We start from the raw sequence: 17,745 nt of genomic DNA on the forward strand, positions 1-17,745 counted from the left end.
GGACGGCCCTGATCATGGGCCGGACCCGCGGGTCCGGCCGGTCGGATCAGGCGCGCTGGCGGCGGCGGGCCAGCCACAGCGCCCCGGCGCCGGCGGCCATCAGGGCCAGCGCGGCGGCGAAGAGCCCGGTGATCGCGCTGCCGGTCTTGGGCAGCTCCGCCTGTGCGGCGGCGTCGTGGGCCTCGTGCGGGGCCTTGGCCTCGTCGGCGGCCGGGGCGGACTCCTCGGCCGCGACCTCCTCGGCGGGGGCCTCCTCCTCGGCCGGGGCCTCCTCCGCGGCGTGGTCGCCGTGGTCGATGGCCGCCAGCTCCTCCTCGCTCACCTCGAAGCCCTCGGCGGCCCCACCGGTGTCGGTGCCGCCGTTGGAGGCGGGCGCGGTGGTGGCCGCCCCGCCGCCGAAGGTCACGTCCGAGCAGGTGTAGAAGGCCTCGGGGCTGTCGGTGCGCTGCCAGATCGTGTAGATGAGGTGCTGCCCGCTCTTCTGCGGCAGCGCCGTGGTGTAGGAGTAGACCCCGTTCTGGGCCACCGGCTGGTCGTGCACGGCGAACGGCTCGGGCTCCAGGTCGTCCCAGGACAGGGGGGTGTTCGGGTCCCAGCCGTCCCTGGTGACGTAGTACTCGATGTAGCCCTTGTGGGGCACGGCGGCGGTGTACTCGAAGGTGAACTCCGAGCCCCCGGCGGGCAGCGCGGTGTTCTGCCAGGCCCCGGGGTTGTCCAGGGCCGAGTACTTGTCGCGGCCCGCGCTGCACAGCTGCCCGTCCGGGATGATCTCCCGGTGGCGGCCGTCGGCGTTGGCGAGGTTGACCTCGTGCCAGTCGTAGAGCGGCTGGGTGCCGTTCTCCTGGACCAGGCGCACGCACATCTCCGAGGACACCTGTTCAGGGCCCTCTTGATAACACGCGGCGACGCGGCTGATCGGGTTGCCCAGGGTGCCGTGGGCGCTCGCCGGGGCGACGGCCAGGCCGGCCAGGGCCACGGGTGCGGCGGTCAGGGCCGCCGCGGAGCGCAGGAAGCGTCCGATGTTCAAGGGGTGTCTCCTTCAGGCGTGGACTAGCGGGGGGAGCCGCGCGGATCGCGAACCCGCGCGGCCGTCCGGGCTGGAGGACCACCTTTCGGACAGTCCCGATCGCCGGGGCGGCCGGGGTTCCAGCCCGCCCGAAAGGTATGGAACGCGACTATACAGATACCCTTCTGAAAAGGAAGACTTTCCCTGATAAAAGCCGTTGACCTGGACGTTTGACGAGCGCTTCCGGCAACAGTAAGGTTCCTTTCCGGTTGGTGTGAAAAGGCCTGCCACCTGGCCTTCCGCATCCCGAAAGGGGGAGAATCCACGAACCTCGGGCGCCGGAGCCATTGTCCGAAAACAGGCTCCCGTCAGCGCCCCGTGCCACTTCGGCGTTCCATCCGACCCCGGGTCCCTCTTTTCGGGCACCGGGTCCCCGGCGGCGCGTAAAACCCGTGGATTTTCGTCGTACCCGCGTCCTACCGTGGGCCCCATGACCTCTTCCGAACCCGGTCTCCACGCCCCGGACCGCGTGGCGGCCCCAGCCGCCGCGGACGTCCCCGCTCTGCACCTTCGCGGAGTCGTCAAGCGTTTCGGATCCTTCACCGCGGTCGACGGCCTCGACCTGGAGGTTCCCCAAGGCGTCGTCCTGGGCCTGCTCGGCCCCAACGGCGCCGGCAAGTCGACGACGATGAAGATGCTGACCGCCCAGTCCATGGCCGACGAGGGCGAGATCCGCATCCTCGGCCACACGATCCCCGCGGAGTCCAAGTGGGCGCGCGCCCGCATGGGCGTGGTGCCCCAGCACGACAACCTCGACGAGGAGCTCACCGTCGAGCAGAACCTGCGGATGTTCTCGTTCCTGTACCGGGTGCCCCGCGCCCGGCGGCGCGAGGCCATCGAGCGGGCCATGCGCATCGCCCAGCTCTCCGACCGCGGCGACACCGTCGTGGAGGACCTGTCCGGCGGCATGCGGCGCCGGCTCCTCATCGTCCGCGCCCTGCTGCACCGGCCCGAGCTGGTCCTCATGGACGAACCCACCGTCGGCCTGGACCCCCAGGTCCGCCAGGACCTGTGGGGCGTCATCGACGCGCTGCGCCAGGAGGGCGCCACGGTGCTCATGTCCACCCACTACATCGAGGAGGCCGAACGCCTCTCCGACGAGGTCGCCCTGATGGCCGCCGGCCGCATCATCGAACGCGGCACCCCCGCGGACCTGGTCGCCAAGTACGCGGGCACCACCGTGGAGGAGTACCTCCCCGACGACGGGGAGGGCATCGACGCCCTGGAGGCACGCATCAGAAGCCACGGCTTCACCACCCGCCGCACCGGCACCACCGTGTCGGTGCTGCGCGCCGAGGAGCTGCCGCAGTCGCTCCGGGACCGGCTCGCCGTGCCGCTGCGCCGCGCGAGCAACCTGGAGGACGTGTTCGTCACCCTGACCGGGGAGAGCGTGGAATGAGCATCGACCGCACCGACGCGCGGCGGCTGCGCGACCGGGAGGACGCCCGCCCCGCCGAGCACGCCCGGCCCGGCCGGTTCGAGGCCGACGCCGTCCTGGGCGTCGTCGCCCGTGAGTGGATCCTGTACGGGCGGTCCTGGCGGGCCACCACGTTCGCCGCCATCGTCGAGCCCACCCTGTACCTGCTCTGCTTCGGGTTCGGGATGGGCGCCCTCATCGGGACCCTGGCGGGCTTCAGCTACATCGACTTCCTGGGCACCGGCATCGTCGCGGTGTCGGTGATGTTCCAGTCGATGATGCCGGCCGTCATCAACACCTTCATCAAGCGCCGGTTCCTGCACACCTACGAGGGCATCCTCGCCGCCCCCGTCGATGTGCGCGAACTGGTCACCGGCGAGGCCCTGTGGCTGGCGATGCGCTCGGGCGTGTACGGGTGCGTGCCGCTGCTGGTCGCCATGGGGTTCGGGCTGCGGCCCGGCTGGGGCGGCCTGCTGGTGCCGTTCATCGCTTTCTTCGCCGGGTTCGCCTTCGCCCTGTTCGGGATCTGGATCTCGGCGGTGATCAACTCGGTGCGGTCCATGGACTACGTGTTCAGCGGCCTGTTCACGCCGCTGTTCCTGGTGGCGGGCACCTTCTTCCCGCTCACCGAGCTGCCGGAGTGGGTGCAGGGCGTGGCGATGGTCAACCCGCTCTACCACGCGGTGGAGCTCATCCGCGGGTCGGTGTTCGGCGGCCTGACCGGCGGGGCGGCACTGCTGCACGTCGGGGTGCTGGCGGCGTTCATCGTGCTCATGTGGTTCCTCGCGGGGTCGCAGATGCGCCGCCGCGTGGTCACCTGACGCCGGCAGGCGAAAAGGACAAAAGGAATGAGGAGGGGGGAGCGGCCGCTCGGCCGCTCCCCCCTCCCCTGTCCCGTGTGCTCCGGGTCAGCCCGCGCTGGGAGCCCAGCGCAGCTCAAGGCTGCTGCGCTGCCCCTCCTCGGTGACGCTCAGCGCCAGACCGAACGCGCCCCACTCATCGGGGTTCTCCACGTCGCTCGTCGTCAGCACCTGGCGCATGTCGAAGTACCCGGCCAGGACGGCGTCGTCCATCTCCTGCATGGTCTGCTGGAAGACGGCGTCGTCGGCCAGGCGGCCGGTACCGCTGCTGCCCTGGGCCACGACCACCGCGTCGCCGTCGGAGGAGACGCCCGGGGGAGTGGCGTACGGGTCGGTGACCATGGCCTCGACGAAGTCGCCGATGACGGTCTGGTCACCGCCCACGGCCCGGTACTGGAACGAGAACTGCTCGCTGCCGCCGTAGCCGCCGAAGAAGTCGTCCAGGCTGATCTCGGTGATGCCGAACGCCGTCGAGGAGCCCAGCAGGTCGCTGAAGCCCTCCGGCATGGAGACGCCCATGCCGTTGAACTCGCGCTCGAACTCCTGCTGCTCGCCGGAGCTGCTGAAGAACGGGATCTCGTCGTTGTTGTAGGCGTCGATCAGCGCCTGGTCGAGCCCGCTGGCGCCCAGGGCCATCACCGTGTTGTCCGGCAGCGAGCCCAGCGCCGCCACGCTCTCACCGGGCGTCTCCGCCAGCCACGACAGGTCGGCCTCGTTGACCTCGAACGCGAAGGCGTCCATCCGCGCCTCCAGGTACTCGCCGTCCACGCGCACCGACGCGGTCGCCCGGCCGGAGAAGTCGGTGGGCTCCATGCTCAGGTCCGCCGAGAACTCGTTGGCGACCGACTCGATCTCCATGGCCGCGCCCAGGTCGGCCCAGGCCACGGCCAGGCTGCCGTCGGGGACGCCCGCGATGTCCCCGGAGAAGACGGCGGAGTCGGCCAGCGAGCCGTGCTCCCGGATCTGGTCCTCCAGATCGGTCAGGGCGGCCTGGGAGTAGGTGAAGACGACGTAGTCGCCGTCCACCGAGTAGTGGATGTCCCCTTCCTCGGCGGCGATGTCCGCGAAGTCCTCCTCGGCCATGCGCGGGTTCTCCACGGCCAGGGCGATGGCGAGGGCGATCCCGGAACCCTCTTCGAGTTCGGCCTCACCGGAGGCGGGCCACACCGAGAAGCCCACACGCTGGCCGATCCACTCCTCGACCCGGCTCTGGCTCGGGGAGCTCTCGGGGAACGCCTCGACGAACGTCTCGGCGAAGAACTCGGTCATGTCCCCGTCGGGGCTGCCGGTCTCCTCGGTGATCTCGGCGGGGAGCCGCTCGACGAACTCCAGCAGCTCGATCGCCTGCGACCCGTTGATCGCCAGGTCGATCTTGCCGAACGCGACGGAGTTGCCGGGGAGCACCTCCTCCGGCTGCGGGCCGCCGAAGGCGACCAGGGACACGGTGGCCCACACGGTTCCGGCCATCACCACGACGGCGGTGCCGGCCGCGGCCGGGATGAGCCAGCGGTTGCGCTTGCGGGGGGCGGGCGGCACCGGGCCGCCGGGGAAGCCCGGACCACCGGGGCCGCCCGGGCCGCCGGGGTAACCGGGACCACCGGGGTAGCCGGGGCCGCCGGGGGCGGCGTAGTGCTGGCCGGGCACACCGGGGGGCACGGCACCGGGCATCGGAGGCTGCCCGGGGACGGGGGCCCCGGGCTGGTGCGGCGGCTGCCACTGGGGCTGCCGGTGGGGATCGGGGTAGGACATCGGACCTCCGACGGGATTTCTCACAGGCGCGGTGTCCGCGCTGTCAACGAACTTTCAGATGCCGCATCCCCCCACCGTGGTTCTCACCGGGGAGCGTGAACTCCCGAACGCGGCACGTGACACGGGTGGCCGGCGTGACGGGGCTCCGGGGCCCGCCCGCCGACCACCCGCCGGGGGATGGGGCCGCGACTAGATCTGCGGGGCGGAGGTCAGGTCCACGCCGCTGTAGGACGACAGCTTGCTCAGCCGGTGCTCGCTGAGCACCTGGCGGACGGTGCCGCTGCGGCCGCGCATCACCAGCGAGTCGGTGGTGACCCGCGAGGACTCGTAGCGCACGCCGCCGAGCAGCTCGCCGTCGGTGATACCGGTCGCCGCGAAGAACACGTCGTCGGAGGAGACCAGGTCATCGGTGTACAGCACCCGGTCCAGGTCGTGCCCGGCCTCGATCGCCTTGGCCCGCTCGGCGTCGTCCTTGGGCCACAGGCGGCCCTGGATGACACCGCCCAGACACTTCATCGCGCAGGCCGTGATGATGCCCTCGGGGGTGCCGCCGATACCCAGCAGCAGGTCGACACCGGTCCCGGCGCGGGCCGCCATGATCGCGCCCGCCACGTCGCCGTCGCTGATGAACTTGATCCGGGCGCCCGCGTCGCGGACCTCCTTGACGATCTGCTCGTGGCGCGGACGGTTGAGGATGACGACCGTCACATCCTGCGGCGACTTGCCCTTGGCGCGCGCCACCGCGCGGATGTTGTCGGCCACGGGCGCGGCGATGTCCACCACGTCGGCGGCCTCCGGGCCGGCGGCCAGCTTCTCCATGTAGAACACCGCGGACGGGTCGAACATCGAGCCGCGCGGGCTCAGCGCGATGACGGCGATCGCGTTCGGCATGCCCATGGCGGTCAGGGTGGTGCCGTCGATCGGGTCGACCGCCACGTCCCAGTCCTGCCCGCCGCCGTCGCCGACGCGCTCGCCGTTGTACAGCATCGGGGCGTTGTCCTTCTCGCCCTCGCCGATCACCACGGTGCCGTTCATCGACACGGTGCTGATCATGTGACGCATACCGCGCACCGCCGCACCGTCGGCGCCGTTCTTGTCGCCCTTGCCGACCCAGCGGGCGGCCGCCAGCGCCGCGGTCTCGGTCACCCGGACCAGTTCGAGGGCGAGGTTGCGGTCGGGCGCGGTGGGACCGCCGGCCTGTGACATGGGAAGGTGCCTTCCGTCGGAGTACGGGGTGGGATTCACTTCTCAGGGTAGCCACCCGGCACGATCGGTCACCTCGGTGGGCACGCTCCCGTGTCCGCTCGGAAGCGCAAGGGCTACCCTGGCGTGATCCGGACAGGAGTGAGGCATGACAGTGGAAAAGACGGACCGTCCCGCACGGGTCTCGCCGCGCGGTGCGGCGACGCGCACCGCGCTGCTCAAGGCCGCCGCCCAGGTGTTCCGCACGGTGGGCTTCGCCAAGGCCGGGGTCAGCGAGGTCGTGGCCGTCGCCGGTGCGAGTGTGGGCAGCCTCTACCACCACTTCACCGGCAAGGCCGACCTCTACCTCGCCCTGTACGAGGAGTTCCAGCAGCGCCAGCAGGAGCGCACGCACCAGGCGGTGGTGGACGCGCGGGCCCGCGGGGAGAGCGACCCCACCCGGCTGATGAACATCGCCGCCCGCGCCTACCTGCTCGGCTGCATCGAGGAGAGGGAGACCACACGCCTGTTCTTCAGCGGTGACGGCCCGCCCGGGTTCGAGTACCAGCTGCGGGCGCGGCTCACCCAGTGGACGGACCGCAACGTCGCCCTGTACCGCAAGGCCGACGAGCCGGTGGAGGAGGCGCTGCTGATCGTGGTGAGCGGCGCGATGCTGCTGGCCGTGGCCGAGGTGGTCAACCGCGACGACGCCGACTCGCTGCGGCTGGCCGACGACATCACCCGGCTGCTCGACCAGCTCCAGCCGCTGCGCCGCGAGGACGGCTGACCGGGGCCGACGCGCGGGGCCGGTGCGCGGGCCGGCCGGGACGGTAACCGCACCCCGGGTCGGGGCGGGCCGCGACCTGGGGCAAGCTGGAAGCGTCATGAGTGAGTACAGCCGGTCCAGCGCGACCTTCAAGAACTACGCCATCTCCCTGGGCATCATCATCGCCATCGTTCTGGCGCTGGCGTTCGTGGTCTCCACGCGCTCGGGGGAGAACATCCCGTCCGTGGACTTCCGGCCCGAGGCCGAGGTGCTGCGCGAGGCCGCCGACTACCCGGTGACGATGCCCGCCGAGGACCTCACCGAGCAGGGGTGGACGCCCACCAGCTCGACCCTGGAGACCGCCGGGCCGGTCGAGTGGAGCGTGGGATTCGCCACCGCCGCCGACAGCCACGTGATGTTCACCCAGAGCGACGGCGACCCCGACGCGGTGGTGGCGGCCCGGGGCAAGGGCGCCGAGGCGGCCGGCACGGTCGCGGTCGACGGCCGGGAGTGGGAGCACCACGAGTCGCGGGACTGGTCGGCCCTGGTGCTGCGCGAGGACGGGTACACGCTGGTCGTGGCCGGTCCGGCCGACCTGGAGGAGCTGGAGTACTTCGCCGGCGGGCTGGAGACGGACGCCGACGGCACCTGACCCCGTACTTCCCGAACCACATGGGTGAGGGCCCCGGACCGTGCGGTCCGGGGCCCTCGACGTGTTCGGGGACTTCGTTGCTACCGGGCGCGCAGGTCCTGGCGCAGCTCCTTGGGCAGCGAGAAGGTCAGCGTCTCGTCGGCGGTGGTCACCAGGGACACGTCGCCGTAGCCGTACCCGGACAGGCGGTCGAGCAGCTCCCGGACCAGGATCTCGGGCACCGAGGCGCCGCTGGTGACGCCCACGGTGGTGACGCCCTCCAGCCACTCCTCCTTGAGGAGGGAGGCGTTGTCGATGAGGTAGGAGGCGTCGGCCCCGGCGGCCAGGGCCACCTCGACCAGGCGCACCGAGTTCGAGGAGTTGTCCGAGCCCACCACGATGACCAGCTCGCACTCGGGCGCCATCGTCTTGACGGCGACCTGGCGGTTGGTGGTGGCGTAGCAGATGTCGTCGCTGGGCGGGTCGAGCAGGTTCGGGAACTTGCGGCGCAGGGCGTCGACGGTCTCGTTGGTCTCGTCCACCGACAGGGTGGTCTGCGACAGCCAGGACACGTTGTCCGGGTTGCGCACGTTGAGCTTGTCGACCTCGTCCGGGCTCTCCACGATCTGGATGTGCTCGGGGGCCTCGCCGCTGGTGCCCTCGACCTCCTCGTGGCCGATGTGGCCGATGAGGACGATGTCCCGGTCCTCGGCCGCGAAGCGCTTGGCCTCCTTGTGGACCTTGGTCACCAGCGGGCAGGTGGCGTCGATCGTCTTGAGGCTGCGGTCGGCGGCCTCGGCGTGGACGGCCGGGGAGACACCGTGCGCGGAGAACACCACGATCGCGCCCTCGGGCACCTCGTCGGTCTCCTCGACGAAGATGGCGCCGCGCTCCTCCAGCGTCCGCACGACGTGCGTGTTGTGCACGATCTGCTTGCGGACGTAGATGGGGGCGCCGTACTGCTCCAGGGCCTTCTCGACGGTGATGACCGCGCGGTCCACACCGGCGCAGTAACCCCGGGGGTTGGCGAGCAGCACGCGGCGTTGCTTGGTGGCGGTGGTCGTCGCTGTCATGCAATACATCCTAGGTGTGGTGCGCGGGTGCGCCGCGCGGCGTGGCGAAGCGCACGTTCCGGACCGGGGGAGGGGACCCGGACGGCGCCGTGAGGGCCGCGTCCCGGGTTCAAGGTGACGGTATCGCAACGAGCCGCATCCAGTTCCGCTGCGAAGTGGCGAAATCGTTCACTTATCCCCTGCTCATGGTGTTCTTCCCTCCTCTATCCTGGTTCACCATCGCAATGTGTTATAGGCGGTTCGCCCTCTACCGGCCCGGCCGGATCGCGGGGTGCGATCCGCACCGCCGAGAGCAATCAGGAGCCCCCGCCCCATGTCGAACCCGACGTTCGCCACGAAAGTCGTGACCCTGTTCAAGGGCCTTTTCGGGCGCAAGGAGACGGTCGCCGCCCCGGCGCCCGCCGCCGAGGAGACCGCCGCCGCTCCGGCGAAGACCGAGGAGAAGGCGCCGGCCGCCGAGCCCGCGGTCGAGGAGACCACCGAGGCGAAGGCCGAGGAGGCCGAGGAGGCCAAGGCGGAGGAGCCCGCCGAGGAGCCCGCCGCCGCGGTCGAGGAGACCGTCGTCGAGGAGGTCGTGGTCGAGGAGGCCGTGGAGGAGACCACGCCCGCCACCGCCGACCTGCCCGACAGCGGCGAGTCCATCGCCGAGGAGATCGCGGTGGCCGAGGCCAAGACCGAGGTCGCCGACTCCGAGGTCCTGGAGAAGGTCCGCAAGGAGAACGCGCCCGCCGCCGAGGACCTGGCCGTCCCCACCTACGACGAGCTCACCCTCCCCTCGGTCCGGGCCCGGCTGCGCAAGCTCACCGTGGAGCAGGTCCGCGACCTGCGCGCCTACGAGGTCGCCCACCAGGGCCGCGCCGAGTTCATCAAGATGTACGACAACCGGATCGCCAAGCTGGAGGACACCGACTCCTGATCCCGGACCCCCCGTACACCGTGCCCGAACGGGGGATCCGGGCGCGGCCCGGGGACCGACGGGGCCGCCGGCGACGGCGGCCCCGTCGGCGTTCCGGGGAACCCGGACGGCGTCCGGAGCGTCACATCCGGTGAGAGACACCACCGTTCCCCGTCGGAAAGGCCCACCTCCATGACCGCCACCGCCACCCGCACCCCGGCCCGGCTGGCCGCCGTGCTCGTCACGGCCGCGGCCTTCGGGCTCACCGGCTGCTCCTTCACCCTCCCCGGCGGCCAGGACGTGTCCGTCGACCCCGACGGCGTGAGCCTCCAGGACGGGGAGAACGGCGTCTCCGTGGACGGCGAGGGCGGCGTCGACATCGGCAACGGCGACGGCGGCATCAGCATCGACGGCGAGGGCGGCGTGGGCGTCGGCGGCGACCAGGTCCTCAACGTCACCGGCGGCGGCCTCACCGAGGACTGCGCGGGCCGCGCCGTCAACATCGCCTCCAGCGACGCCACGGTCGTCCTCAACGGCGCCTGCACCACCGTCACCGTCGCGGGCAGCAACCTGACCGTGCACATCGGCTCCGCCGACTCCATCAACGTCATCGGCGCGGACAACACCGTCCACTACGCCTCCGGCGACCCCGGCGTCACCGACCTGGGCAGCAACAACTCCGTCTCCTCCGGCGGCGACGCCACCCCGTAATCCGTGCTTCTTCGAGCCTCCGCTCCTCCCGCCCGCCGCCCACCACCGCCCTCAACGGACGGCCTGCGGCCACAGGCCTTTCCTCGAAGACACCTCCTTCGGGCCTCCAGAACCCCGCCGGGCGCCCGAGCCTCGGGGGAACCGTCGCACCCCTGGCCTAGGCTCGGGTGTCATGGGCATGGAGAGTTCCCCCGAGACGCCGCAGCCGGTCCGCGTGGTCCTCAACGCCGTCGGCGGCTGGATCGGCCGGCTGGGCCGCATCTGGGTCGAGGGCCAGATCGCCGAGCTGAACCGGCGCGGCCGCATGGCCTACATCACCCTGCGCGACCCGGTCGCCAACGTCTCGGTGCGGGTGGTCTGCCAGACGTCCGTCCTGGACGCCCAGCAGCCCCCGCCGGAGGCGGGCGCCCGGGTCGTCGTGCACGCCAAACCCGACTTCTACGAGGTGCGCGGCACCTTCTCGCTGCGCGCCCTGGAGATCCGCCACGTCGGCCTGGGCGAGCTGCTGGCCCGCCTGGAGCAGCTGCGCCGCACCCTCCAGTCCGAGGGGCTGTTCGCCCCCGAGCGCAAGCGCCCGCTGCCGTTCCTGCCCGGCACCGTCGGCCTGATCTGCGGGCGCGACTCCGCGGCCGAGCGCGACGTCCTGGAGAACAGCCGCCGCCGCTGGCCCGCCGTGCGCTTCGAGGTGCGCCAGGTCGCCGTCCAGGGCGACCGCGCCGTCCGCGAGGTGGTCGACGCGCTCAAGGACCTCGACTCCCGCCCCGAGGTGGACGTCATCGTCATCGCCCGCGGCGGCGGCTCCCTGGAGGACCTGCTGCCGTTCTCCGACGAGGCCATGGTCCGCGCGGTCGCCGCCGCACGGACCCCGGTGGTCAGCGCCATCGGCCACGAGCAGGACGCCCCGCTGCTGGACTACGTCGCCGACCTGCGCGCCTCCACCCCCACCGACGCGGCCAAGAAGACCGTCCCGGACGTGGGCGAGCAGCTGGAGATCATCCGCCAGCTCCGCGACCGCGGCCGCCGGGTCCTCACCGGCGCGCTGGAGCGCGAGACCGCCTGGCTGGCCTCGATGCGCTCCCGCCCGGCGCTGGCCGACCCGGTCCGCGAGATCGACCGCCTCACCGAACAGGTCCTGGACCTGCGCGAGCGCTCCCGGCGCAACCTCGCGGTGTCCCTGGACCGCGCCGCCGAGAACCTGGGCCACACCCGGGCCCGCCTGCACGCCCTGTCCCCGGCCACCACCCTGGCCCGCGGCTACGCGATCGTGCAGCGCGCCGACGGCTCGGTGGTGCGTTCGGCGGCCGAACCCGACCTGGGCGAGACCCTGCGCGTGCGCTTCGCCGAGGACGGCCTGGCCGTCACCGTGGACGCCGTCGAGACCGAGCCCGAGACCGCGGGCAGCACCGAAGGAGAAGAGTAGACATGGCGAAGAAGGCCGCGGCCCAGGCCGCCGACACCGCCGAGCCCGAGCTGAGCTACGAGGAGAGCCGCGAGGAGCTCAACACCGTGGTGCGCCGGCTGGAGTCGGGCGGACTGAGCCTCAAGGAGTCCCTGGCCCTGTGGGAGCGGGGCGAGGAGCTGGCCCGCATCTGCGAGCGCTGGCTGGAGGGCGCCCGCGCCACCATGGCCGCCGCCATGGACGAACGCGGGAACGACGACGCCCCCGAGGACGCCGACACCCCCTTCTAGGGGGTGGGCCTCCAGGGGGCGGGGCCACCGGCCGCACAGGTCGGCCGCGGGGACGGGGGAGGGGATCCGGGGCCGGGGCGGCCCCGGGTCACTTGCGGCCGTTGAGCTCGTCGCCCAGGGCGCGCAGGTTGCCGGGCAGCCCCCGGAACACCCCGACGACCAGGACCAGCGCCGTGCCCAGGAACAGCCAGGGGGCGACCTGGGCCAGGCGGGAGGCCAGGGCGAGGAGGAGCACCCGGGCGAAGCCCTCGTTGCCCAGGGCGAGGACACTCTCCGTGGCGACGACCGCGACGAAGAACGCGATGGGCGGGCTCACCGAGAGTGACAGCAGGTCGCTCGGCCGGACCAGCGACACCGTCAGCAGGCAGGCGAGGGTGAAGGCGATGCCCGGGGCCGCCGGCAGTTCGGCCAGGTGGGCGATCGCCGTGCCGGTGACGCTGAACAGGGCGATGACGAGGACGCCGCCGCGGCCGGTGAGCCGTGCGGCGCCCGCGTTCGGGCGGGTGCGTGTGGCTGTCGGCCGCGGTCCGGTGACGCCGCCCGTGGCATTGCCGGGGGGCCCGGCGGGGCGGGCTGCGGCGCGGGTGGGCGCGGGCTTCCTGGTCTTCGGCTCGTTGCGGGCACGGCCGTCGGGCCGCACGAAGTACGGCGCCCGCCCGGGTTCCGGGCCGTCCGTCTTTCGCGGGGGCATGGCCGTGCGCCTCCCAAGTGTGTTACTCACAGTGTTTAGTGTGTCACTTCTCGTGAGCGTTCGGTGTCTTTTCCGGGGAACGTGTCGTCATTTCGTCCACTTGCCCCATCCGCACCGAACACGCCTTCCTCCCGTTGGACACCGGGATGGGGTACCGCGGTTCACTCGGTTCGCAGATGAAGTGTCCGCATTCGTCCCGCGGGTCGCCGGGGGTGCCCTGAAGTGGATTTCTTTCGGCCGGGGGAGGCCATTCCGGCCCGCCCGGGGGTGGATCTCCGTTTTTAGGTCGTGCCGTTGTGACCGTTATTTGTCAGCCGAATGGCGCTCTCCTCGGCCAGCTCCGGCGCCGCGACCGTCCGGGGCGTCTCCTCCACCCCCCGCGGCCGCTCCAGGTCGCCGTCCACCAGGCCCAGCTCCCCGAACCGGCGGGCCGTCACCAGCACCCGGTTCTCCAGCGACCCCACCGTCTGGTTGTAGGCCGACACCGTCCGCGACAGCGCCCGGCCCAGCCCCTCCACGTGCCCGCCCAGGGTGGACAGCCGCGCGTGCAGCTGCTTGCCCAGCTCGAACACCTCCCGCGCGTTGCGGCTCAAAGCCTCCTGCTGCCAGGCGTACTGCGCCGTGCGCAGCAGCGAGATCAGCGTGGTGGGCGTCGCGATGTGCACCCGCCTGCCCATCGCGTACTCCAGCAGCGCCGGGTCGTGCTCCAGCGCCGGGGCCAGGAACGCCTCACCCGGGATGAACAGCACCACGAACTCCGGAGACGGGCTCAGCGCCGACCAGTACGCCTTGCCCGCCAACTGGTCCACGTGCGTGCGCAGGTGCCGCGAGTGCGCGCGCAGCCGATCGCGCACCTGCTCCTCGCCCTGGGCGGCCACCGCGTCCAGGTACGCCGACAGCGGCACCTTGGAGTCCACGACGATGTTCTTGCCCCCGGCCAGGCGCACCACCATGTCCGGGCGGCGCGCCCCGTCCTCCACCGCCACCTGCTCCTCGAAGTCGCAGTACGCGCTCATACCCGCCAGCTCCGCCACCCGGCGCAGCTGCACCTCGCCCCAGCGGCCCCGCGCCTCGGGGCGGCGCAGCGCCGTCACCAGCGCCTGCGTCTGGTCGCGCAGCCGCTCGGAGCCCTCGCGCACGAACTCCACCTGCTTGGACAGCTCCGCGTGCGCGGCCGCCCGGCCCGCGTCGGCCTCGCGCAGCTGGCGTTCGACCCGGTCCAGCATCTCGGTCAGCGGCTCCACCATGCGCTCCACAGCCCGGCGCCGCTCGTCCAGGTCGTGCCCGGCCTGTGTGCCGACCGCGCGCAGCCGTCCCTCGGCCAGTTCCAGGAAGCTGCGGTTGGTCTGGTCCAGGGCCTGGGCGGACAGCGCCCGGAAGCGTTCGGCCAGCCGCTCCTCCATGAACTCGGCCCGCTCCCGGGCCGCCTCGGCCTCGGCCCGGGCCTGCGCGCTCTGCCCCCGGGCCCAGAGCAGGCCCAGCGCGACGCCCACCGCGATGCCGACGAGGAGTACCGCCATCAGTGAGAGGAGATCCATGGCGCCCCATGGTGTCAGTCCGCGCCGGGCCGGGTCCCCCCGCCACGCAGGACATCGGTGAGCAGAGCCATCAAATCGGGCATGGCCACGGCCTCGGGGTCGTAGGACCACTGGAGCTGGAGCCCGTCCATCGCCGCGATGAGCAGGGCCGCCGCCTGTTCGGGGGTGGCCCCCGAGGGCAGGCGGTCGCCGTAGGTGGTGCGCAGGACGGCGGTGATCCGGCCGCGCAGGTCGGCGAAGCGTTCGGTGAAGTAGGCGTGGGCGGGGTGGTCCTCGGCCAGGCCCTCGGCGGAGAGCAGGGCGTAGAGCCGCACCACCCCGGGGCGGCCGGTGTTGCGCTCGACGATGTCGCGCAGGTGGTCGAGGTCGTCCAGGGCGCCGAAGTCGGCCACGTCGATCTCGTCGCGGCGGCGCAGCACGGAGACCAGCAGGGCCTCCTTGGTGGGGAAGTGGTGCAGCAGCCCCTGCTGGCTGAGGCCGACCCGCTCGGCGACGGAGGCCAGGGAGCTGTTGTGGAAGCCGTGTTCGGCGAACTCCTCCAGGGCGGCGGTGACGATCTGTTCGCGGCGCGCGGTGGCGGGCGGGCGGCCGCGGCCGCGGCGTGCGCTCGGGGCGGGCGGCGCCGGGGCGGCCTCGGGGCCCGGGTCCGCCGCGGGGTCGGGGCCGGTCGCGGGGGCAGGGCCGGTGGCGGAGCCGGGGGCGGGTGTCTGTTCGCTCATCGGGTCCCAGGCTAGCCCGTCCCGACTCGGGTGGGTTGGGGGCTTCACAAGCTTGAGTTAAGCGTTTAACCTAAAGGTCATAATTTGCCGAGTGATCGGTAGGTAAATTCCGTGCGCCACCCTCGGAGGTTCACCATGCGCGCATCCGACGCCGACCGCGAACGCCGTGTCGAGGAGGCCCTGGCCGCCCTCGACCTGGAGGGCAAGGTCGCCCTCCTGTCCGGCACATCCCTGTGGGCCCTGCCCCCGAACCCGGCCATCGGCCTGGGCCGCCTCGTCATGTCCGACGGCCCCGTCGGCGTCCGCGGCGAGCAGTGGACCCCCGACGACCCCTCCATCCAGCTGCCCAGCCCCACCGCCATCGCCGCCACCTGGGACCCCGGCCTCGTCCGCACCGTCGGCCGCCTGCTCGCCCAGGAGGCCCGGCGCAAGGGCGTCCACGTCCTGCTCGCCCCCGCCGTGAACATGCACCGCTCCCCGCTGGGCGGCCGCCACTTCGAGACCTACTCCGAGGACCCGCTCCTCACCGGCGAGATCGGCGCCGCCTACGTCCGGGGCGTCCAGGACGGCGGGGTCGCCACCACCGTCAAGCACTTCGTCGCCAACGACTCCGAGACCGACCGCTACACCGTCGACGTCCGCGCCGACGAGCGCACCCTGCGCGAGATCTACCTCGCCCCGTTCGAGCACATCGTCGCCAAGGCGCACCCCTGGGGCGTCATGGCCTCCTACAACAAGGTCAACGGCGTCACCCTGACCGAGCACGCCGAACTCAACGCCGTGCTGCGCGAGGAGTGGGGCTTCGACGGCTTCATCGTCTCGGACTGGACCGCCGCCCGCGACACCGTCGCCGACGCCCTGGCCGGGATGGACGTGGCCATGCCCGGCCCCAACACCGTCTACGGCGGCCACCTCGTGGACGCCGTCCGCGACGGCCGCGTCCCCGAGGACGTCGTCACCGGCCTGGCCCGCCGGGTGCTGCGCCTGGCCGCCCGGGTGGGCCTGCTCGAAGGCGCCGAGCCCGCGGTGGCCCCCGCCGACCTGCCCGCCGGGCTGGACGGGCGCGCCCTCGCCCGCGAGGTCGCCACCCGCTCCTTCGTGCTGCTGGGCAACAGGGACTCCGCGCTGCCGCTGGAGCCCGCCCGCCTACGCAAGGTGGCGCTCATCGGCCTGCCCGCCGTCGAGGCCCGCACCAGCGGCGGCGGCAGCGCCAGCGTGTTCGCCGAGCACACCGTGTCCCCGCTGGAGGGGCTGCGCGCGGCCCTGCCCGAGGACGTCGAACTCGTGCACGCCGTCGGCACCGACCCGCGCACCGGGCCGCCCGCCGTCAAGGCGCCGCTCACCGCCGTGTTCCGCGCCGCCGACGGGCGGGTCCTGGCCACCGAGCCGCTGTCGGACGGCACCGCCCGGTGGATCGGCGAACTCCCCGCCGGTGTGTCCAACCCCGAACTCGACCGCATCGAGGTCGGCGGCGAGCTCACCCCCGGGGTGACCGGCGAGCACCTGATCGGCGTCGCCGGGGCCGGCCGCTACGTGCTCACCGTCGACGGGGAGACCGTGTTCGACGGGGAGCTGCACGCCGAGGGCGGCGACCCCGGGGCGGCCATGTTCGCCCCGCCCACCACCACCGTCCCGGTCGCGATGACCGCCGGGCGGCCGGTGCGGATCTCCGTGGTCAAGACCCACGAGGACCTGGGGCTGGGCGACTTCGCGTTCATCGGGTTCACCCTCTCCCACCGGGAGCCGATGGCCGACGAGGCCACCCTGCTGGCCGAGGCCGTGGAGGCGGCGCGCGACGCCGACGTCGCGATCGTCGTGGTGGGCACCACCGACGAGGTGGAGTCGGAGGGCTTCGACCGGGACTCGCTGGCCCTGCCGGGCCGCCAGGACGAACTGGTCGCCCGGGTCGCCGAGGTCAACGACCGGACCGTCGTGGTGGTCTGCGCGGGCGCCCCGGTGGAGATGCCCTGGCGGGACGACGTGTCGGCGGTGCTGCTCGCCTGGTTCGGCGGGCAGGAGGTCGGCGGCGCGCTGGCCGACGTGCTGCTGGGCGCGGAGGACCCGTCCGGGCGGCTGCCCACCACCTGGCCGGTGGCGCTGTCCGACGCCCCGGTCACGCAGGTCGTGCCCGAGAACGGGGTGCTGGAGTACACCGAGGGCGTGTTCGTCGGCCACCGCGGCTGGGAGCGCAAGGGCGCCGAGCCCGCCTACTGGTTCGGGCACGGGCTGTCCTACACCGAGTGGCGCTACGACGCCCTGGAGGTCGCCGTCGGCGCTGAGGGTGCCGAGGGTGCTGAGGGTGCCGAGGGCGGGGACGCCCCGGCCGCCCGGGTCCGGGTGCGCCTGACCAACGCGGGCGAGCGCTCGGGCCGCGAGGTCGTGCAGCTCTACCTCGCCCCGCACGAGCCGGGCGACCGCCCGGCCCGCTGGCTCGCCGGCTTCGCGGCCGTGTCCGCCGAACCGGGCGAGACGGTCGAGGTCGAGATCGACGTCCCGCGCGACGCCATCCGCACCTGGGCCGAGGACGCCGGCGAGTGGGAGCACGTCGCGGGCGGCTACGACCTGGTGATCGGCCGCTCCTACGGGGACACCCGCCTCACCGCCCGCGCCGAACTCGCCTAGCCCCGGTCATCCACAGGGAGGGAGGGCACGGGTGGCGCGCGGGCGCGCCGCCGTGGTCCGCTATTGGCAAGGGGACCTCGTGCCCTCCCCTCCGTCCGTCGTGCCCGGGGCTCGGCGGGGGTGCCGGTCCCCGGTG

At 72.7% G+C, this 17,745-nt stretch carries 16 protein-coding genes; 9 read left to right on the top strand and 7 right to left on the bottom strand.

Annotated elements, in window-relative coordinates; genetic code table 11:
* Positions 1–46: 46 nt before the first annotated feature.
* A complete protein-coding gene (locus tag ACJOT3_RS20375) occupies positions 47–1,027 on the bottom strand; it encodes a lytic polysaccharide monooxygenase auxiliary activity family 9 protein (RefSeq protein WP_406974549.1) in 981 nt (326 codons plus the stop codon).
* A gap of 469 nt (positions 1,028–1,496) precedes the next feature.
* Here ACJOT3_RS20375 and ACJOT3_RS20380 point away from each other — a divergent pair, with 469 nt between their 5' ends.
* Positions 1,497–2,465 carry an ABC transporter ATP-binding protein gene (locus ACJOT3_RS20380; RefSeq protein ID WP_406974551.1) on the top strand — a complete coding sequence of 323 codons (969 nt, stop codon included), beginning with the start codon at positions 1,497–1,499 and terminating at the stop codon, positions 2,463–2,465.
* Positions 2,462–3,304 (top strand): ABC transporter permease, encoded by an 843-nt coding sequence (locus ACJOT3_RS20385; RefSeq protein ID WP_406974552.1) that lies wholly within the window; start codon positions 2,462–2,464, stop codon positions 3,302–3,304. Before ACJOT3_RS20380 ends, ACJOT3_RS20385 begins: the two co-directional genes overlap by 4 nt.
* Before the next feature lie 87 nt (positions 3,305–3,391).
* Here ACJOT3_RS20385 and ACJOT3_RS20390 read toward each other — a convergent pair whose 3' ends face one another.
* Positions 3,392–5,092: a hypothetical protein gene (locus tag ACJOT3_RS20390; RefSeq protein WP_406974553.1), complete on the bottom strand. Its 1,701-nt coding sequence runs from the start codon at positions 5,090–5,092 to the stop codon at positions 3,392–3,394.
* A gap of 189 nt (positions 5,093–5,281) precedes the next feature.
* A complete protein-coding gene (gene glpX / locus ACJOT3_RS20395; RefSeq protein WP_406974555.1) occupies positions 5,282–6,298 on the bottom strand; it encodes a class II fructose-bisphosphatase in 1,017 nt (338 codons plus the stop codon).
* A 151-nt stretch (positions 6,299–6,449) separates the two neighbouring features.
* Here glpX and ACJOT3_RS20400 point away from each other — a divergent pair, with 151 nt between their 5' ends.
* Positions 6,450–7,061, top strand: a complete 612-nt coding sequence (locus ACJOT3_RS20400; protein ID WP_406974573.1) for a TetR/AcrR family transcriptional regulator — start codon at positions 6,450–6,452, stop codon at positions 7,059–7,061.
* Positions 7,062–7,158: 97 nt separating this feature from the next.
* Positions 7,159–7,692, top strand: a complete 534-nt coding sequence (locus ACJOT3_RS20405; protein WP_406974556.1) for a DUF4245 domain-containing protein — start codon at positions 7,159–7,161, stop codon at positions 7,690–7,692.
* A gap of 80 nt (positions 7,693–7,772) precedes the next feature.
* On the opposite strand, the gene ACJOT3_RS20410 is transcribed toward ACJOT3_RS20405, so the two are convergent.
* Positions 7,773–8,744 (bottom strand): 4-hydroxy-3-methylbut-2-enyl diphosphate reductase, encoded by a 972-nt coding sequence (locus ACJOT3_RS20410; protein WP_406974557.1) that lies wholly within the window; start codon positions 8,742–8,744, stop codon positions 7,773–7,775.
* A gap of 313 nt (positions 8,745–9,057) precedes the next feature.
* Between ACJOT3_RS20410 and ACJOT3_RS20415 the strand changes: the two genes are divergently transcribed.
* From ACJOT3_RS20415 to ACJOT3_RS20430, 4 genes are all read left to right on the top strand, one after another.
* Positions 9,058–9,660, top strand: coding sequence for a DUF8129 domain-containing protein (locus ACJOT3_RS20415; RefSeq protein ID WP_406974559.1), 603 nt, complete (start codon positions 9,058–9,060; stop codon positions 9,658–9,660).
* Between the two features lie 171 nt (positions 9,661–9,831).
* Positions 9,832–10,350, top strand: a complete 519-nt coding sequence (locus ACJOT3_RS20420) for a DUF3060 domain-containing protein (RefSeq protein WP_406974561.1) — start codon at positions 9,832–9,834, stop codon at positions 10,348–10,350.
* A 172-nt stretch (positions 10,351–10,522) separates the two neighbouring features.
* Complete coding sequence (gene xseA, locus ACJOT3_RS20425) at positions 10,523–11,770, top strand: exodeoxyribonuclease VII large subunit (protein ID WP_406974562.1); 1,248 nt, start codon at positions 10,523–10,525, stop codon at positions 11,768–11,770.
* A gap of 2 nt (positions 11,771–11,772) precedes the next feature.
* Positions 11,773–12,039 (top strand): exodeoxyribonuclease VII small subunit, encoded by a 267-nt coding sequence (locus tag ACJOT3_RS20430; RefSeq protein ID WP_406974564.1) that lies wholly within the window; start codon positions 11,773–11,775, stop codon positions 12,037–12,039.
* A gap of 88 nt (positions 12,040–12,127) precedes the next feature.
* Here ACJOT3_RS20430 and ACJOT3_RS20435 read toward each other — a convergent pair whose 3' ends face one another.
* From ACJOT3_RS20435 to ACJOT3_RS20445, 3 genes are all read right to left on the bottom strand, one after another.
* A complete protein-coding gene (locus ACJOT3_RS20435) occupies positions 12,128–12,730 on the bottom strand; it encodes a DUF6542 domain-containing protein (protein WP_406974566.1) in 603 nt (200 codons plus the stop codon).
* A 281-nt stretch (positions 12,731–13,011) separates the two neighbouring features.
* Entirely contained in the window at positions 13,012–14,268 is a 1,257-nt protein-coding gene (locus ACJOT3_RS20440) for a DNA recombination protein RmuC (RefSeq protein ID WP_406974567.1), read from the bottom strand.
* Between the two features lie 14 nt (positions 14,269–14,282).
* On the bottom strand, positions 14,283–14,987 hold the full coding sequence (locus tag ACJOT3_RS20445) for a TetR/AcrR family transcriptional regulator (protein WP_406974569.1): 705 nt from the start codon (positions 14,985–14,987) through the stop codon (positions 14,283–14,285).
* Positions 14,988–15,122: 135 nt separating this feature from the next.
* Between ACJOT3_RS20445 and ACJOT3_RS20450 the strand changes: the two genes are divergently transcribed.
* On the top strand, positions 15,123–17,609 hold the full coding sequence (locus ACJOT3_RS20450) for a beta-glucosidase (protein ID WP_406974571.1): 2,487 nt from the start codon (positions 15,123–15,125) through the stop codon (positions 17,607–17,609).
* Positions 17,610–17,745: the final 136 nt, after the last annotated feature.

Origin of the sequence: Nocardiopsis protaetiae, assembly GCF_045446735.1 — a bacterium.
In the GTDB taxonomy this organism is placed as follows: domain Bacteria; phylum Actinomycetota; class Actinomycetes; order Streptosporangiales; family Streptosporangiaceae; genus Nocardiopsis; species Nocardiopsis protaetiae.

What these genes read in the sequence shown, in the direction of transcription:
- ACJOT3_RS20380 (WP_406974551.1), top strand. Translation starts at nt 1,497, where the DNA reads ATGACCTCTTCCGAACCCGGTCTCCACGCCCCGGACCGCGTGGCGGCC.
- ACJOT3_RS20385 (WP_406974552.1), top strand. Translation starts at nt 2,462, where the DNA reads ATGAGCATCGACCGCACCGACGCGCGGCGGCTGCGCGACCGGGAGGAC.
- ACJOT3_RS20390 (WP_406974553.1), bottom strand. Translation starts at nt 5,092, where the DNA reads ATGTCCTACCCCGATCCCCACCGGCAGCCCCAGTGGCAGCCGCCGCAC.
- glpX (WP_406974555.1), bottom strand. Translation starts at nt 6,298, where the DNA reads ATGTCACAGGCCGGCGGTCCCACCGCGCCCGACCGCAACCTCGCCCTC.
- ACJOT3_RS20405 (WP_406974556.1), top strand. Translation starts at nt 7,159, where the DNA reads ATGAGTGAGTACAGCCGGTCCAGCGCGACCTTCAAGAACTACGCCATC.
- ACJOT3_RS20410 (WP_406974557.1), bottom strand. Translation starts at nt 8,744, where the DNA reads ATGACAGCGACGACCACCGCCACCAAGCAACGCCGCGTGCTGCTCGCC.
- ACJOT3_RS20415 (WP_406974559.1), top strand. Translation starts at nt 9,058, where the DNA reads ATGTCGAACCCGACGTTCGCCACGAAAGTCGTGACCCTGTTCAAGGGC.
- ACJOT3_RS20420 (WP_406974561.1), top strand. Translation starts at nt 9,832, where the DNA reads ATGACCGCCACCGCCACCCGCACCCCGGCCCGGCTGGCCGCCGTGCTC.
- xseA (WP_406974562.1), top strand. Translation starts at nt 10,523, where the DNA reads ATGGGCATGGAGAGTTCCCCCGAGACGCCGCAGCCGGTCCGCGTGGTC.
- ACJOT3_RS20430 (WP_406974564.1), top strand. Translation starts at nt 11,773, where the DNA reads ATGGCGAAGAAGGCCGCGGCCCAGGCCGCCGACACCGCCGAGCCCGAG.
- ACJOT3_RS20435 (WP_406974566.1), bottom strand. Translation starts at nt 12,730, where the DNA reads ATGCCCCCGCGAAAGACGGACGGCCCGGAACCCGGGCGGGCGCCGTAC.
- ACJOT3_RS20440 (WP_406974567.1), bottom strand. Translation starts at nt 14,268, where the DNA reads ATGGATCTCCTCTCACTGATGGCGGTACTCCTCGTCGGCATCGCGGTG.
- ACJOT3_RS20445 (WP_406974569.1), bottom strand. Translation starts at nt 14,987, where the DNA reads ATGAGCGAACAGACACCCGCCCCCGGCTCCGCCACCGGCCCTGCCCCC.
- ACJOT3_RS20450 (WP_406974571.1), top strand. Translation starts at nt 15,123, where the DNA reads ATGCGCGCATCCGACGCCGACCGCGAACGCCGTGTCGAGGAGGCCCTG.